We start from the raw sequence: 16,257 nt of genomic DNA, 5'->3' as shown, positions 1-16,257 counted from the left end.
CATGCGCAACCATCCGTTAGGTATTTATGAAAAAGCGTTACCGAAAGACTTATCCTGGCCGGAGCGTCTGGTTCTGGCTAAAAGCTGCGGATTCGACTTCGTGGAAATGTCCGTCGACGAAACCGACGAGCGACTCTCGCGACTCGAATGGACCACTGCCCAGCGCGCCTCGTTAGTGGAAGCGATGCTGGAAACCAATGTATCGATTCCGTCGATGTGTCTTTCCGCCCATCGCCGTTTCCCGTTCGGCAGCCGCGATGAAGCCGTGCGTGAACGCGCCCGCGATATCATGATCAAAGCCATCAAACTGGCACGCGATTTAGGTATCCGCACTATTCAGCTTGCGGGTTACGACGTCTATTACGAAGAGCATGACGCAGGCACTCAGCAGCGTTTCGCCGAAGGGCTGGCATGGGCCGTTGAGCAGGCGGCAGGGGCGCAGGTGATGCTGGCAGTGGAAATCATGGACACCGCGTTTATGAACTCCATTACCAAATGGAAAAAATGGGACGAGATGCTCGCCTCGCCGTGGTTCACCGTCTACCCGGACGTGGGCAACCTCAGCGCGTGGGGTAACGACGTACCGGCAGAGCTGGCGCTCGGCATCGACCGTATCGCCGCCATCCACCTGAAAGACACGCAACCCGTCACCGAAACCAGCCCCGGCCAGTTCCGCGACGTGCCGTTCGGCGAAGGCTGTGTAGATTTCGTCAATGTATTCAGTACATTGCAGAACCTGAATTATCGCGGCGCATTTCTGATTGAGATGTGGACCGAAAAAGCCAAAGAGCCGGTGCTGGAGATCATCCAGGCCCGTCGCTGGATTGAAGCCCGTATGCAGGAAGGAGGATTCATATGTTAGAGCAACTGAAAGCCGAGGTGCTGGCGGCCAACCTGGCGCTACCCGCCCACGGGCTTGTCACCTTTACCTGGGGTAATGTCAGCGCAGTCGATGAAAGCCGCAAACTGATGGTGATTAAACCCTCGGGCGTGGAGTACGAGGTGATGAAAGCCGACGATATGGTGGTGGTGGATATCGCCAGCGGCAAGGTCGTGGACGGCAGCAAAAAGCCCTCTTCTGATACGCCAACGCACCTGGCGCTATATCGTCGCTTCCCGGAAATTGGCGGGATTGTGCATACCCACTCCCGCCACGCGACGATCTGGTCGCAGGCGGGGCTGGATCTGCCTGCCTGGGGCACGACGCACGCGGACTACTTCTACGGCACCATTCCGTGCACGCGTCTGATGACGACCGAGGAAATCAACGGCGAGTATGAGTACGAAACCGGGGAAGTGATCATCAAGACGTTTGAAGCGCGCGACCTGAACCCAATGCAGGTTCCGGCCGTGCTGGTGCACTCCCACGGTCCGTTTGCGTGGGGAAAAAACGCACATGACGCGGTGCATAATGCAGTGGTGCTGGAAGAGTGCGCCTATATGGGTCTGTTCTCCCGCCAGCTGGCGCCACAGTTGCCGGATATGCAGTCTGAACTGCTGGATAAACACTATCTGCGTAAGCACGGGGCTAACGCCTATTACGGGCAGTAGTCCTCTGCGGTCTGATGCCCTCACCCCGGCCCTCTCCCACAGGGAGAGGGAGCAAACCATCCCCTCGCCCCTTTGGGGAGAGGGGGAAAAACCGCACCATCCTCACCCCGAATTAATATGCTCCTTGCAATACCGCCGCTTCCAGGCGGCGGGCGTCAGTCCGGTGTGCTTGCGAAATACCTGCCGGAAATAGCCCACATCGTGGAACCCGCACTGCCCCGCCACCTCTTTTAACGACAACGAATCGCTAATCAGCAATTTTTCGGCCGCCCGCACCCGCTGGCGATGAATGGCTTCGGTCAACGTCAGGCGAAAAGCGCGCCGGTACACCCGGCCCAGGTAGTCGGCGTTACAGTGCAGCTCCTTCGCCAGCGTCGAGGCTGAAATCGGCAGATGAAACTGCGTGCCAATCATCTGCCGGGCTTTCCAGGCGAGCGCCATTCCCGGATTATCCACGGCGCGCTCACTTTGCGCCGAGGCCGATATTTGTTGCAAAATCAGCAGTAAAATACATTCCATCGCCACGCTGCGATGGACATTTTCCTGCTCATGTAAAAACTGGCGAAATAACGCTGTCATATATTGCGGATCATTTAATGCAGTATGTTGTGGCAACATAAGCACACTGTTTTGTCCTGTTTTTTCCGCCGCCGCCGTTAATTCAAAATGCAGCCAGTAAAATTTAAGATCTGCCGGAAATTCCCCTACACCAACGTGTCGTCGCTGCGGCCAGAGTAAAAGCGTTTCGCCGGCATTAACCGTAAAGAGTTTATCTTCTTCGCGGATCGCTAATGTCCCCTTTTCGACGAAAATCACCTCCCAGGAATGCAGAGTACGTGATGGATGGCTCCCCACGCCGCGAGAGATAAATAAGCCGCCATTTTGTACACGGAGCGGAAATGTTATGGATAATTGAAGCATAAATATGTCAATTCTCGCTACATATGAACAATAACCCTCTATTTTGTTTTTGATTATTAACGAAATATAAGCCTTGTTCCGGATCAAAATCACACTTTGCGCATCAGGTCGGAATCGTCACCTTTTTGTACTTTTCCCTTCCCTTGTTGTGTGGTGAATTCAATGCAAAATAAATAACGTACTTTGCAAACTACAAAACAAAATCTGCAAATAAGCGGGTTACTTTTGGAATATCCGTGAGGCGTTTTCCATGACTTCAACATTAATTTCCAATACCGATTCAGCGCAAAAGGCGCTGGACGATAAATTATCCGTACGTGAAAAAATAGGCTATGGGTTGGGTGATGCAGGCGGAACGGTAATAACCTGCTTAATCATGAATTTTCTGACCTTTTTTTATACCGATATTTTTGGCTTAACCCCGGCGCTGGTCGGTACGCTGTTTATGGCCTTACGTGTTTTTGACGCCATCTCTGATCCGGTAATGGGGATCATTGCCGACCGCACCCAAAGCCGCTGGGGTCGCTTTCGCCCCTGGCAACTGTGGATTGCCCTGCCTGTCGGCATTATCGGCGTACTGACCTTCACCGTACCCGATGCCAGTATGAACGTGAAAATTGCCTGGGCGTTTGGCACTTATCTTTTACTTTCCGTCGGTTATACCGCCATCAACGTGCCCTATTGCGCGCTTATCAATACGATGACCACGCGTCACAGCGAAGTGATTTCCTGCCAGTCCTGGCGTTTTGTGCTGTGCGGCGTGGCGGGCTTTCTGGTCTCTGTCGGCTTGCCGTGGCTGGTCTCCACGCTGGGTAAAGGCAATGCCGCGCAGGGTTACCAACTCGGTGTCGGCGTACTGTGCGCGATTGCCGTGGTGATGTTCCTGTGTTGTTTCTTCTGGGTGCGCGAACGGGTGCCGCTGTCAACGATGGGCAAATTCACCCTGCGTGAACATATGGCGGGGCTGCGCAAAAACGACCAGTTGTTACTGATGCTGCTAATGTCATTCCTGCTGATCAATGTGTTCAATATTCGCGGCGGCGGCTACATGTACTTTATCACCTATGTACTGCAGGGCAGCACTGGTTATACCTCGCTGTTTTTCACCATGGTGACCTTTGCCTCGATTCTCGGCTCGGTGCTGGTGAACCCGCTATCGAAGCGACTGGACACGGTGAAACTCTATTACTCCACCAACCTGGTGCTGGCCGCGCTGTCAGTAATGATGTGGTTCCTGCCCACCGGCCCGGCCTGGCAAACCCTGTGGCTGGCGGTGATTCTGGGCAACGGCGTCATCCTCGGCTTTACCCTGCCGCTGCACTTCTCACTGATGGCTTTCGCCGATGATTACGGCGAGTGGAAGACCGGCGTGCGTTCATCCGGCATGAACTTCGCCTTTAACCTCTTCTGCATCAAGCTCGCGTGGGCCTCCAGCGCCGTCATCATCAGCCTGGTGTTTATTTTCGTCGCCTACCAGCCAGGCGCAGGAAATCAGACCCCGGCCTCGTTACAAGGCATCACTGCAATGGAGACACTGCTGCCCGCCCTTTTCCATTTGCTGCTGGCGTTCACCATCCGCGTCTGCAAGCTCAACAATCCCATGATGGCGCGTATTGCTACCGATCTGCGCCAGCGTCATGTTCAGTCTTAAGGAGTCTGTAATGGAAGTCGATCTGCACAAACTGAAAGTCAGCGATGCGTTTCTCGGCCAGTACCAACAACTGGTGCGCGAGGTTGTCATTCCCTACCAGTGGGACGCGCTGAATGACCGTATCGCCGAAGCCGACCCCAGCCATGCGATTGAAAACTTTCGTATCGCTGCCGGGCTGCAGGAGGGCGAGTTTTACGGCATGGTCTTTCAGGACAGCGACGTCGCCAAATGGCTGGAAGCGGTGGCATGGTCGCTCTGCCAGAAGCCGGATGCGGAACTGGAGAAGACCGCCGATGAGGTGATCGAACTGGTCGCCGCGGCCCAATGTGACGACGGCTATCTCAATACCTATTTCACGGTCAAAGCACCGCAGGATCGCTGGACTAACCTGGCCGAATGCCATGAGCTCTATTGCGCCGGGCACATGATTGAAGCGGGCGTGGCGTACTTCCAGGGTACCGGCAAGCGCCGCCTGCTCGATGTCGTCTGCCGCCTGGCAGATCATATCGATACGGTGTTTGGACCCGGCGAACAGCAGTTGCACGGCTACCCCGGCCACCCGGAAATCGAGCTGGCGTTGATGCGCCTGTATGAAGTGACGCAGGAGCCGCGCTATATGGCGTTGGTGAACTACTTTGTCGAACAGCGCGGCACCCGGCCGCATTTTTACGATGCAGAGTATGAAAAGCGCGGCAAAACCTCTTACTGGAACACCTATGGCCCGGCCTGGATGGTCAAAGACAAAGCTTACAGCCAGGCGCATCAGCCGCTGGCCGAACAGCAGACCGCCATCGGCCACGCGGTACGCTTCGTCTACCTGATGACCGGTGTGGCCCATCTGGCGCGCTTAAGCCAGGATGAAGGCAAGCGTCAGGATTGCCTGCGTCTATGGAACAATATGGCGCAGCGCCAGTTATATATCACCGGCGGCATCGGCTCGCAGAGCAGCGGCGAGGCGTTCAGCAGCGATTACGACCTGCCCAACGACACGGTGTATGCCGAAAGCTGCGCCTCGATTGGGCTGATGATGTTCGCCCGCCGAATGCTGGAGATGGAGGCCGACAGTCAGTACGCCGACGTGATGGAGCGCGCGCTTTACAATACGGTGCTCGGTGGGATGGCGCTGGACGGAAAACACTTCTTCTACGTTAACCCGCTGGAAGTGCATCCGAAGTCGCTGAAATTCAATCATATCTATGACCACGTGAAGCCCGTTCGTCAGCGCTGGTTTGGCTGTGCCTGCTGTCCGCCGAATATTGCCCGCGTGCTCACCTCGCTCGGCCATTATCTCTACACGCCGCGCGAGGATGCGCTCTATATCAATCTCTACATTGGTAACAGCGTGGAGATCCCGGTGGGCGACCAGGCGCTGCGGCTACGTATCAGCGGTAACTATCCGTGGCAGGAGCAGGTTACCCTTACCATTGAGTCACCGCAGGCGATTGACCACACGCTGGCCCTGCGTCTGCCGGACTGGTGCGATAATCCGCAGGTTTCACTGAACGGTATGGACGTCGTGAAAGACATCCGCAAAGGTTATTTGCACATTCAGCGTCGCTGGCAGGAGGGGGATACCCTGACGCTTACCCTGCCGATGCCGGTACGTCGGGTGTATGGCAATCCGCTGCTGCGCCATGTGGCGGGCAAAGTGGCGATTCAGCGCGGGCCGCTGGTCTACTGCCTGGAGCAGGCGGACAATGGGGAAGAGCTGCATAACCTGTGGCTCCCACCGCAGGCGGCATTCACCGTTTTTGAGGGCAAGGGGATCTTCGCCCATAAAATGCTGATTCAGGCACAGGGCTATAAACAAACGGCGGCGGATGCCGGGCAACAGGCGCTGTGGCGGTATGACAAAACGCCCGGCGAACGCCAGGCGCAGACGCTGACCTTTATTCCGTGGTTCTCTTGGGCGAACCGTGGCGAAGGGGAGATGCGGATTTGGGTTAACGAGGAAAGGTAAGGCGAAGCGACAGGGGTTGGGATGTCCCGGATGCGCTGTGCTTATCCGGGCTACCGCCATGCTGTCGCCCCGCTACCGGGGATGCCGGGTTTTATTTAAGCAGACGCACCCGGCAGGCTTTGCCTTTGATTTTGCCTTGCTGGAGCTGCTTCCAGGCCTGTTTTGCTACGGACTGACGCACCGCAACATAGGCATGCATCGGGTGCATATCGATCTTGCCGATATCTGCGCCATCCAGCCCAATATCACCGGTCAGGGCGCCCAGAATATCGCCCGGGCGCATTTTGGCTTTCTTCCCGCCATCAATACACAGCGTCGCCATGTCGGCTTCCAGCGGCTTGATGTTGTTGCTGATAACCGGGGATTGCCAGTCGAGCGAAATCGCCAGCATCTCACCGAGAATCGCCGCACGCTGGGCTTCTTCAGGTGCGCACAGACTCAGCGCCATGCCGCTCTGCCCGGCACGCGCGGTACGGCCAATACGGTGTACGTGCACTTCCGGGTCCCAGGAGAGTTCGTAGTTGATCACCATTTCCAGCGCTTTGATATCCAGCCCGCGCGCGGCGACGTCGGTAGCCACCAGCACACGGCTGCTGCCGTTGGCAAAGCGTACCAGCGTCTGGTCGCGGTCGCGTTGTTCCATATCGCCATGCAGCGCCAGCGCGCTCTGGTTACGTTCATTCAGGGCATCGCACACTTCCTGGCAATCTTTTTTAGTGTTACAGAACACCACGCAGGAGGCCGGCTGATGTTTGCTTAACAAACTCAACAGCAACGGAATTTTTTCCCGGCGCGAGACTTCGTAGAAGTGCTGTTCCACCGCCGGTAAGGCGTCGACCGCGTCGATTTCGATGGTCTGCGGATCGCGCTGGAAGCGGGTACTGATGGCCGCAATCGCCGCAGGCCACGTGGCGGAAAAGAGCAGCGTCTGGCGGCGTTCTGGCGCATGGCGCAAAATCGCGTCGATGGCGTCGCTAAAGCCCATATCGAGCATGCGATCGGCTTCGTCCAACACCAGCGTTTTCAGGGCGTCCAGGCTGACGGTGGCTTTTTCCAGATGATCCAGAAGACGGCCCGGTGTGGCGACGATGATATGCGGCGCATGCTGGAGCGAATCGCGCTGTGCGCCAAACGGCACGCCGCCGCATAAAGTCAGAATCTTAATATTGGGCAGATAACGCGCCAGACGACGAAGCTCTTTGGCGACCTGATCGGCCAGCTCGCGCGTCGGGCAAAGCACCAGAGATTGGGTCACAAACTGGCTGGCATCAATGTGCTGCAGCAAGCCTAAGCCAAAGGCGGCGGTTTTGCCGCTGCCGGTCTGCGCCTGTACGCGCACGTCTTTGCCTTCAAGGATCGCCGGCAATGCCGCCGCCTGGACCGGGGTCATGGAGTGATAACCCAGCTCATCAAGGTTGGCGAGGAGTTCAGCGGGCAAAGCATTTAAGGTTGAAAAGGCGGTCACGGTGTTATCTCTGAGTAGTTGCAGGCCGCTATGCTAGCAGACTACGGGCAACGGGTCATATTTGCTCGCGCGTTAATGCCCGACGCGCCGCTTCGGCTAAGAAGGCACTTCGATTACTGAACTGGGGATGGTCGCGAACAAACGTATCAATTTTAGTCAGTAACCGGCGGGGCAGCGTAATATTTATGCGCTCAGCGCGACCATCAAACTGGTTCATGTTGATGTCCACCAGCAGCCACTGCCCGTCGGTGAAATCGTCAGGCTGTGCCTCAAGATGATGTTCCACCCCACGCGCGCCGGGTAACGCCTCCCCCATTTCACAGAGCGTCTCAAAATGGGCCATCAATGCACTTTGTGCATCCCGAAATGCGTCATTCAGCGTGTCACCCGCAAAATAGCACCCGGGAACATCCGGGAAAAAACCGCTGGCACTGCCGTCGGCATCAGCATGAATGTAGGCCGGATAAAACATGTCTGGCTCCTGCGTTATGATTTAATGCCCGCCTGACGCCAGATTTGCGCCAGCGTACCTGGTTTATGTCTTTTCGTGGATGGGGAACCGTCACCAGCCCAGTTCGTTGGGGATGGCTGAACTGATGGTGGCTTCACTTTGTTCGGATATGGACCCATCCCTGCTTTCTCAAGGTAACCATCACCTCTGCGCTGGTCACAATCCTTGCTCCCGCTTTTGATTATACACACCATACACACGAATGCAGGCACAAGGATCACACTAGCGCAGAGAACAATGTCGGTCATCGGGAAGGGATGTAGTCTGGGAAGAGGTGCGCAAAAGTTATAAAAAATTTTTCTATACAATCGATTGGAGAGCGATCATTAACATCTGTTGTTAATAGAAACCCTCATATCTATGAATAACAGATAAATATCTAATAATAATTTCAGATATATCAACTCATCATAATTTTTAACATATCTTTTACTCAAACCTATCCATATGTGACATTGATCCCGAATCACTACTTTTAATTTCCAATGGCATCCAGGATATTGAGTTTTATAATTGGTAGTGATATCCCAAAATAGCCACCTCTGGAAAACACAAAAAGGTCTCTATTATGGAATTCATTGAAAAGCTTAACGCCTTATCAGCAAAGATTAAGCAACAAATCAGTGCAATAGAAACTGAAGAAGCGACCAAGAATGCTTTTGTCATGCCATTCATACATAATATTTTAGGTTATGATGTTTTTGATCCATTGGAAGTCATCCCTGAATTCGTGTGTGATGTTGGCACTAAAAAAGGTGAGAAGATTGATTACGCTATTTTGCGCGATGGTGACATACAAATCCTTATCGAATGCAAAAAAATCGGCGAGTCCCTCAACATCAATCATGCATCGCAGTTATTCAGATACTTCCACGTTACCAATGCAAGAATCTCTATTCTTACTAATGGGCAAATTTATCAATTCTACACAGATCTTGATGCTCCCAATAAAATGGATGAGAAACCATTCCTGGAAATAAATCTCCTGGATATTGATGAGAACTTAGTACCTGAACTAAAAAAAATCACAAAATCTTCATTTGACCTGGAATCAATCATTAACGCCGCAGGTGAGTTAAAATATGTTAGCCAAATAAAGAGAATTCTTCATGCACAGTTAAATGAACCAGAAGATGATTTTGTGAAATTCTTTGCATCCCGTGTTTATGATGGAATTTTAACCCAAAAAGTAAGAGATTCTTTTTTAATTTTGACGAAAAAATCTTTTAGCCAATTTCTAAATGATCAGGTTAATGAAAGACTTAAATCCGCAATCACCGGAATTAGCCCTGTAAGAAGTGAACCATCAAACGAGAGCACTGAGAAAATCGAACCCATTTTAAAAGATGAAAATGAGATCACCACAACACTAGAAGAACTTGAAGGTTTTCATATAGTAAAAGCTATCACGCGCACCGTAGTTGATTCCCATCGCATTAACCATAGGGACACAAAAAGTTATTTTGGAATTTTAGTCGACGATAATAATCGAAAACCTATTTGCCGATTGCATTTCAATCGTTCTCAAAAATACATAGGCATTTTCGATATTGAGAAAAATGAGACGCGTCATCCGATTGACAATGTTGATGATATCTATTCTTACGCAGATATATTAAAAGCAACTGCAGCGCTCTATAACTGACTCCGGCATTGCCATCCGAAATTCCCCCCTCACCCTAGCCCTCTCCCTCAAGGGAGAGGGGACCGATCGAGCGCACAGTATGTTTCATCGCTCGGTCGTAGCCCCGGTAAGCGCAGCGCCACCGGGGAACCAGGCTATTTCGTAAACAACGCTTTATCGCGCAAGATATGGTCATTGCCGCGACGGCGGGTGAAACCGATGCGGTCAAAGTACTCCAGAATCTGAATAGCGAGCTTGCGCCCGACGTTGAGGGTGTCGCGGAAATCTGCCGCGCTGGTAGAACCGTGAATCGGATCGCGGTCGCGGATCATACTGGCGAACGCGACAATCCGATCGTTGCGGTAATAACGATCTTTGACGATCGCCGTTATCAGCCCTTGTTGTGCCGCCTGGCGCAACACACTGCGCATCACCTGCTCATCCGCGCCCGTTTCGCGCGCTAGATCACGTACCCACCAGGGTTCATCACCAAACAGCGGCTCGGCACGTTGCCAGATGGCGGCCTGTTCATCGGTAAAGCCCGCTTTGTGATCCGGCAGATGCAGCCAGCCGTGATGACTGTGGATCTCACCGCTGGCGCGCATCTGTTCAATCAGCGTCAGCACCAGCGCTTCATCTTCCATCGGCAGCGCCATACGGCGTAAACGCTCGCGGCCAGGTCCGGGTTCATCCGCATGCTGATCGTGATACTGCGCAAGCGTCGCAAGCAATTTACGCTGCCAGCCTGCGGCCACAGGCGCACTGAGCAGATTATCTCCCGCACGGATAAAGCCCGGTTCTTTCAGCAATGCCTCAAGCCCGGCTTCGCTCAACTGCCGCGCCCAGGCAAATGCCGGAAGGTTCACCGCCCCACGTTGAAGATGCACGGCCAGCGCCTGCGCATCGCTTTCCGTGGCCGCCAGCGCGCCAATCCACTGCTGATACTCCGGTTTGCGCTTGCCGCGACGCGGTGGGCGCAACGCTACCACGCGGGCACCTGCCAGCGTTTCACGCGCGGAAATGTCCCGCAGCACCAGCCTGTCGTTATCTGCCAGCCATAACGGCGTATCAAGCACCAGCTCCGCCAGGTTGTTATCCAGCAGCGATACGCGCCCGGTGATATGGCTCGCAGCATGGTGAATATGCAGCGGTTGCCACTGCGTCAACGGCGTATGGGTTTGCAGCGCCACAATGACACGCTCCGAAGGTTCGGGTGGCGTGACGGAAAGCAGCCAGTCCCCACGGGTCACATCATCTTTTTCCGCATCGCCGGCGATATTCAGGGCAATGCGTTGCCCTGCATGCGCCCTGTCGGCCTGTTGATTCTGCGCATGCAGACCGCGAACACGCATCGGCTTATTTACCCCGGTCAACCATAGCGTATCACCCACGCGCACTTCCCCCGAGAGCGCGGTTCCGGTGACCACCAGCCCCGCCCCTTTCACCGTAAACGCCCGGTCGAGCGCCAGACGAAAACGTTGATGCTGCGGATGCGCGCGCGCAGGCAGTTGCAGCAGATGCGCGCGCAGTTCGTCAATGCCGCGCGCTTCGGTTGCCGCCGTCACAAACAGCGCCGCTTCTTCCCAGCCAAAGTCATTTAACGTCGCCAGCACGTCCTGCCGTACCGCATCAATACGCGCCGCATCCACTCTGTCGGCTTTGGTCAGCGCGACGGTCAGCGCCGGGTTGTCGGTCAGTTGCAAAATAGCCAGATGCTCGCGGGTCTGTGCCATCACCCCATCATCACAGGCCACCACCAGCAGCGCATGGTCAATACCGCCTACGCCTGCCAGCATATTGGAGAGAAATTTCTCGTGTCCCGGCACATCAATGAAGCCCGGCACGCGGCCATCTGGCTGCGGCCAGTAAGCATAGCCAAGATCAATGGTCATACCGCGCGCTTTCTCTTCCGGCAAACGGTCAGCGTTCACGCCGGTAATCGCCTGCAATAATGTCGTTTTGCCGTGGTCGACATGCCCGGCGGTGGCAATAATCATTTCAACAACATCTCCAGAAATCGGGGTTCATTCTCAAGACAGCGTAAATCGAGCCATAAGCGGCCATCAGCGATCCGCCCCAACACCGGCTCTGGCAGGTTACGCCATGTTGCCGCGAGCGCTTCCAGACGACGCCCGCTGCCGTCACGCGGGGTAAAGGTCAGCGCGGCGCTGGGTAGCCTGTCCACCGGCAGGGAACCACTGCCGATTTGCGAGAAACAATCCTCTACACTCAGGTCAAACGCATCGTAATGGTCGGCCAGCACCCCGGCAAGCCGCAACGCTTGCTGGCGAATCTCGCCCGGATTGCGGGTGAGTAAACGCAGGGTCGGTAAATTGTCCCGCAGCTTTTCCGGGTGCAGATAAAGACGTAGCGTCGCTTCCAGTGCTGCCAGGGTCATTTTATCTGCCCGTAACGCCCGCTTAAGCGGGTGGCGCTGCAACTTTTCAATCAGCGCTTTTTTTCCTACGATAATGCCAGCCTGCGGACCGCCAAGCAGTTTATCGCCGGAAAAACTCACCAGGCTCACTCCGGCCGCAATCAGTTCCTGCGGCATGGGCTCTTTTGGCAAACCATAGAGACGTAAATCCACCAGCGAGCCGCTACCCAAATCCGCAATCACCGGGACATTCAGCTCATCACCCAGCGCCACCAGCTCAGTTTCGTCTACCGTTTTGGTAAAGCCTTCAATGTGATAGTTGCTGGTGTGCACCTTCATCAACAACGCGGTATTGTCGTTCACCGCCTCGCGATAATCTTTAACATGCGTGCGATTGGTGGTGCCGACTTCATGCAGAAAACAGCCTGCCTGACGCATGACATCCGGAATACGAAACGCACCGCCGATTTCCACCAGTTCGCCACGGGAGACCACCACTTCTTTGCCGCTGCCCGTTGCCGCCAGCATCAGAAGCACCGCCGCCGCATTGTTATTGACGATGCAGGCATCCTCCGCGCCTGTCAGACGACACAGGATATCGGCCAACGCCCGATCGCGATGCCCGCGTCCGGCATCATCCAGCGAGTACTCCAGCGTTACGGGAGAACGCATCGCCTGTGCGACCGCCTCTATCGCCGCTTCCGCCTGCAATGCCCGCCCCAGATTGGTGTGCAGCACGGTGCCTGTCAGGTTGATGACCGGACGCAATGCGCTGGCATTTTCATCTAACAAGCGCTGATACGTTGCCTGTGCCCAGTCATTACACCAGACGGGCAATGCCTGACGCTGGCGGATGCCATCACGGGCCTCATCCTGCAACTGGCGCAGCGTCTGCGCCACACGGTTGTGCCCAAATTCGGTCAATAACAAAGTGAACGCCTCATCACGTAACAGGCGATCGGTTGAGGGGATCTGGCTGTAAAGCGAGTGATTTTCCGTTGTCATGAAATGGCCTGGCTGAGAGTGGCCCCCTCCCGACAGGAGAGGGATTCGACATGGAGGGATTGTACAGCGACTTGGTTCAGCCTGACAGAACGGGCGTCAATCCTTTGGTGGTTCTGTGCGCGCAAAGCTTTCACGCTGAAAGAGATTTTCCACCATTTTGACCAATTGCGGTCGTTCAACACACCAGCCGGGCGAGACACGGCGAAAATTGAGATAGCTAATGGCGCAGGCAATGGCAATAGTGGCAAGGTTCATCTCATCAATGCGCAGTGCCCCTTCGTTGATATAGCTTTCCAGGGTATCGAGGCCCCGATTGATTTTTTCGCGCTGGCGTAAGAGTTCCGTTTCTGATTGCTGAGCAACCGGACGTGCCTGCTCGCGTACGGAAACCAGCGCCGCATCCATGATCCCGTCCGCCAGTGCTTCAATCTGACGAATTTTCAGCGCGGCTTTAGGATCGGCAGGCAGCATAGCCGGAGCGATGCCCAACAGGTCGATATATTCGGCAATGATCGGCGAGTCGTACCACACTTCACCCTCATCGGTTACCAGGGCCGGTACTTTTCCCAACGGATTGTAATGCGCCACACCGTTAATCGCGTTGTAAGGCTGTTCATTCACAAACTCGAAGGTGATGCCCTTCTCCAGCAGGATGACCGATATTTTTCGTACAAAAGGGCTGGTATAGCTGCCGATAAGTTTCATTGCTTTCTCCGCTTCGCCAACAAAACATTAAGTATGTACTACCAGACCAAAGCGCGCGCAGACCATTTCATAAATATGAAAACTGCTCTGACTCTATATGCATTGCGTCTTGCTTTCGAAACAGCGTGAAAAATGAAAGGGAATTACAGAGGCAGGGGACCGGAAAAACCACAGTTTGCGAGGGATCACACTCGGAAAACTCCTGGCGAAAATATCTTGTGATTTAGATCACAAACAAGAAACAAACTCACAGCCAACAATTGTGATTAACATCACATTAACAGGCTGTTGGCGGTTAATTTTTATCCTTTGTTCTTTTTTTACACATTCCTTTTGTGACCAAGATCACTTCATTGGATGGTATACCCCCTGCATTAACGTGATATTAATCACACAAATTGGCGCTATCTGGACAGTTCATCAATTCGGTGCGAGATTTCGCAGCACAGATCATGGGTCCGGCTACCTCTGCCGCCACGTTAACAACAAAACCTCGGGCTTCCGGCCTGTGAGATAGCAAACATAAGAAGGGGTGTTTTATGTCATCCGATATCAAGATCAGAGTGCAAAGCTTTGGTCGCTTCCTCAGCAACATGGTAATGCCAAATATCGGCGCGTTTATCGCGTGGGGTATTATTACCGCATTGTTTATTCCTACAGGATGGTTACCAAACGAAACGCTGGCGAAACTCGTCGGCCCAATGATTACTTTCCTGCTGCCGCTGCTGATCGGTTTCACCGGTGGTCGTCTGGTGGGTGGCGATCGTGGTGGCGTGGTGGGTGCAATCACCACCATGGGTGTTATCGTTGGTGCGGATATGCCGATGTTCCTGGGTGCAATGGTTGCCGGTCCTCTGGGCGGCCTGTGCATTAAGAAATTCGACGCCGCGGTAGACGGTAAGATCAAATCCGGTTTCGAAATGCTGGTGAATAACTTCTCCGCTGGCATCATCGGTATGATCCTGGCGCTGCTGGCGTTTAAAGGTATCGGCCCTGCGGTTGAAGTCCTGTCTAAAGGCCTGGCTGCTGGCGTTAACTTCATGGTGGCGCACGACATGCTGCCGCTGGCGTCCATCTTTGTTGAACCGGCGAAAATCCTGTTCCTCAATAACGCCATCAACCACGGTATCTTCTCACCGCTGGGTATTCAGCAGTCTCATGATCTCGGCAAGTCTATCTTCTTCCTGATCGAAGCAAACCCGGGTCCGGGGATGGGCGTGCTGCTGGCGTACATGTTCTTCGGTCGTGGTAGTGCTCGTCAGTCTGCTGGCGGCGCAGCTATCATCCACTTCCTGGGCGGTATCCACGAAATTTACTTCCCGTATGTGCTGATGAACCCACGTCTGCTGCTGGCTGTAATCCTCGGCGGTATGACTGGCGTGTTCACGCTGAGCGTGCTGAACGGCGGTCTGGTCTCTCCGGCTTCTCCGGGTTCTATCCTGGCCGTGCTGGCAATGACGCCGAAAGGAACTTACTTCGCGAACCTCGTGGCTATTTTCGCGGCGCTGCTCGTCTCCTTCGTTATCGCATCTATCCTGCTGAAAACCAGCAAAGTTAAAGAAGAAGAGGAAGATATCGAAGCGGCTACCCGTCGTGTACAGGACATGAAAGCACAGTCTAAAGGCGCTACCCCGCTGGCTGCTGGCGACGTGACTAACGACCTGAGCCACGTTCGTAAAATCATCGTTGCGTGTGATGCCGGTATGGGTTCCAGCGCAATGGGTGCCGGTGTGCTGCGTAAGAAAGTCCAGGATGCCGGTCTGACCAACATCTCTGTGACCAACAGCGCTATCAATAGCCTGCCGTCTGATGTTGACCTGGTGATTACGCACCGTGACCTGACCGAGCGCGCTATGCGTCAGGCTCCTCAGGCACAGCACATTTCGCTGACCAACTTCCTGGACAGCGGCCTGTATACCAATCTGACTGAACGCCTGGTTGCCGCACAGCGCCACGTGGACAACAGCGTAAAGGTTCAGACCAGCTTGCAGGATAGCTTTGACGCTGGCGACAGCAACCTGTTCAAGCTGGGTGCAGAAAACGTGTTCCTGGGCCGTACTGCAAGCAACAAAGAAGAAGCTATCCGTTTTGCCGGTGAGCAACTGGTTAAAGGCGGTTATGTTCAGCCGGAATACGTTGAGGCGATGCTGGAACGCGAAAAACTGACCCCGACTTACCTGGGTGAGTCCATCGCCGTACCGCACGGCACCGTTGAAGCGAAAGATCGCGTGCTGAAAACCGGCGTAGTATTCTGCCAGTACCCGCAAGGCGTTCGTTTCGGTGAAGAAGAGGATGATATTGCCCGTCTGGTTATCGGTATTGCCGCTCGTAACAATGAGCACATTCAGGTGATTACCAGCCTGACCAACGCACTGGATGATGAAACCGTTATCGAGCGTCTGGCAAATACCAACAGCGTTGAAGAAGTACTGGCGTTGCTGAAAGCGTAACCCTGGCCCCGGATGCGGCTCCGCCGTATCCGGCTGG

At 54.3% G+C, this 16,257-nt stretch carries 12 protein-coding genes and 1 pseudogene; 6 read left to right on the top strand and 7 right to left on the bottom strand.

What is annotated here, in order from left to right; all coding sequences use genetic code 11:
* Window position 1 precedes the first annotated feature (1 nt).
* Both AB182_RS26255 and araD read left to right on the top strand, forming a co-directional pair.
* Complete coding sequence (locus AB182_RS26255; protein WP_047372630.1) at window positions 2-862, top strand: L-ribulose-5-phosphate 3-epimerase; 861 nt, start codon at window positions 2-4, stop codon at window positions 860-862.
* Window positions 856-1,551, top strand: a complete 696-nt coding sequence (gene araD / locus AB182_RS26250) for an L-ribulose-5-phosphate 4-epimerase (RefSeq protein WP_047372629.1) — start codon at window positions 856-858, stop codon at window positions 1,549-1,551. The genes AB182_RS26255 and araD overlap by 7 nt, the downstream gene beginning before the upstream one ends.
* Window positions 1,552-1,653: 102 nt before the next feature.
* On the opposite strand, the gene AB182_RS26245 is transcribed toward araD, so the two are convergent.
* Window positions 1,654-2,472 carry an AraC family transcriptional regulator gene (locus tag AB182_RS26245; protein WP_047372628.1) on the bottom strand — a complete coding sequence of 273 codons (819 nt, stop codon included), beginning with the start codon at window positions 2,470-2,472 and terminating at the stop codon, window positions 1,654-1,656.
* A 250-nt stretch (window positions 2,473-2,722) separates the two neighbouring features.
* Between AB182_RS26245 and AB182_RS26240 the strand changes: the two genes are divergently transcribed.
* Window positions 2,723-4,123, top strand: a complete 1,401-nt coding sequence (locus tag AB182_RS26240) for an MFS transporter (RefSeq protein WP_047372627.1) — start codon at window positions 2,723-2,725, stop codon at window positions 4,121-4,123.
* Entirely contained in the window at window positions 4,110-6,083 is a 1,974-nt protein-coding gene (locus AB182_RS26235; RefSeq protein WP_047372626.1) for a glycoside hydrolase family 127 protein, read from the top strand. The genes AB182_RS26240 and AB182_RS26235 overlap by 14 nt, the downstream gene beginning before the upstream one ends.
* Window positions 6,084-6,174: 91 nt before the next feature.
* Here the strand turns inward: AB182_RS26235 and dbpA are convergent, their stop codons facing one another.
* The 3 genes and pseudogenes from dbpA to AB182_RS33175 all read right to left on the bottom strand — a co-directional run bounded on the left by dbpA (window position 6,175) and on the right by AB182_RS33175 (window position 8,201).
* Window positions 6,175-7,548 carry an ATP-dependent RNA helicase DbpA gene (dbpA, locus tag AB182_RS26230; protein ID WP_047372625.1) on the bottom strand — a complete coding sequence of 458 codons (1,374 nt, stop codon included), beginning with the start codon at window positions 7,546-7,548 and terminating at the stop codon, window positions 6,175-6,177.
* A gap of 55 nt (window positions 7,549-7,603) precedes the next feature.
* A complete protein-coding gene (locus AB182_RS26225; RefSeq protein ID WP_047372624.1) occupies window positions 7,604-8,020 on the bottom strand; it encodes a type II toxin-antitoxin system HicB family antitoxin in 417 nt (138 codons plus the stop codon).
* Between the two features lie 14 nt (window positions 8,021-8,034).
* A pseudogene (locus tag AB182_RS33175) lies at window positions 8,035-8,201 on the bottom strand (type II toxin-antitoxin system HicA family toxin).
* A gap of 426 nt (window positions 8,202-8,627) precedes the next feature.
* Between AB182_RS33175 and AB182_RS26220 the strand changes: the two are divergent.
* Entirely contained in the window at window positions 8,628-9,704 is a 1,077-nt protein-coding gene (locus AB182_RS26220; protein ID WP_047372623.1) for a type I restriction endonuclease, read from the top strand.
* A 134-nt stretch (window positions 9,705-9,838) separates the two neighbouring features.
* On the opposite strand, the gene selB is transcribed toward AB182_RS26220, so the two are convergent.
* The 3 genes from selB to AB182_RS26205 form a co-directional block, all read right to left on the bottom strand.
* On the bottom strand, window positions 9,839-11,680 hold the full coding sequence (gene selB / locus AB182_RS26215; protein WP_047372622.1) for a selenocysteine-specific translation elongation factor: 1,842 nt from the start codon (window positions 11,678-11,680) through the stop codon (window positions 9,839-9,841).
* On the bottom strand, window positions 11,677-13,065 hold the full coding sequence (gene selA, locus AB182_RS26210; RefSeq protein WP_047372621.1) for an L-seryl-tRNA(Sec) selenium transferase: 1,389 nt from the start codon (window positions 13,063-13,065) through the stop codon (window positions 11,677-11,679). Before selA ends, selB begins: the two co-directional genes overlap by 4 nt.
* Before the next feature lie 96 nt (window positions 13,066-13,161).
* A complete protein-coding gene (locus AB182_RS26205; RefSeq protein WP_047372620.1) occupies window positions 13,162-13,770 on the bottom strand; it encodes a glutathione S-transferase in 609 nt (202 codons plus the stop codon).
* A 539-nt stretch (window positions 13,771-14,309) separates the two neighbouring features.
* On the opposite strand from AB182_RS26205, the gene AB182_RS26200 reads away from it, so the two are divergent.
* Window positions 14,310-16,220 (top strand): PTS mannitol transporter subunit IICBA, encoded by a 1,911-nt coding sequence (locus tag AB182_RS26200; RefSeq protein ID WP_047372619.1) that lies wholly within the window; start codon window positions 14,310-14,312, stop codon window positions 16,218-16,220.
* Window positions 16,221-16,257 lie beyond the last annotated feature (37 nt).

Source organism: Phytobacter ursingii, assembly GCF_001022135.1.
In the GTDB taxonomy this organism is placed as follows: Bacteria; Pseudomonadota; Gammaproteobacteria; order Enterobacterales; family Enterobacteriaceae; genus Phytobacter; species Phytobacter ursingii.
This window is presented reverse-complemented; position numbering and strand designations above follow the sequence as displayed.

What these genes read in the sequence shown, in the direction of transcription:
- araD (WP_047372629.1), top strand. Translation starts at nt 856, where the DNA reads ATGTTAGAGCAACTGAAAGCCGAGGTGCTGGCGGCCAACCTGGCGCTA.
- AB182_RS26200 (WP_047372619.1), top strand. Translation starts at nt 14,310, where the DNA reads ATGTCATCCGATATCAAGATCAGAGTGCAAAGCTTTGGTCGCTTCCTC.
- AB182_RS26205 (WP_047372620.1), bottom strand. Translation starts at nt 13,770, where the DNA reads ATGAAACTTATCGGCAGCTATACCAGCCCTTTTGTACGAAAAATATCG.
- AB182_RS26235 (WP_047372626.1), top strand. Translation starts at nt 4,110, where the DNA reads ATGTTCAGTCTTAAGGAGTCTGTAATGGAAGTCGATCTGCACAAACTG.
- AB182_RS26220 (WP_047372623.1), top strand. Translation starts at nt 8,628, where the DNA reads ATGGAATTCATTGAAAAGCTTAACGCCTTATCAGCAAAGATTAAGCAA.
- AB182_RS26245 (WP_047372628.1), bottom strand. Translation starts at nt 2,472, where the DNA reads ATGCTTCAATTATCCATAACATTTCCGCTCCGTGTACAAAATGGCGGC.
- AB182_RS26255 (WP_047372630.1), top strand. Translation starts at nt 2, where the DNA reads ATGCGCAACCATCCGTTAGGTATTTATGAAAAAGCGTTACCGAAAGAC.
- AB182_RS26225 (WP_047372624.1), bottom strand. Translation starts at nt 8,020, where the DNA reads ATGTTTTATCCGGCCTACATTCATGCTGATGCCGACGGCAGTGCCAGC.
- AB182_RS26240 (WP_047372627.1), top strand. Translation starts at nt 2,723, where the DNA reads ATGACTTCAACATTAATTTCCAATACCGATTCAGCGCAAAAGGCGCTG.
- selA (WP_047372621.1), bottom strand. Translation starts at nt 13,065, where the DNA reads ATGACAACGGAAAATCACTCGCTTTACAGCCAGATCCCCTCAACCGAT.
- selB (WP_047372622.1), bottom strand. Translation starts at nt 11,680, where the DNA reads ATGATTATTGCCACCGCCGGGCATGTCGACCACGGCAAAACGACATTA.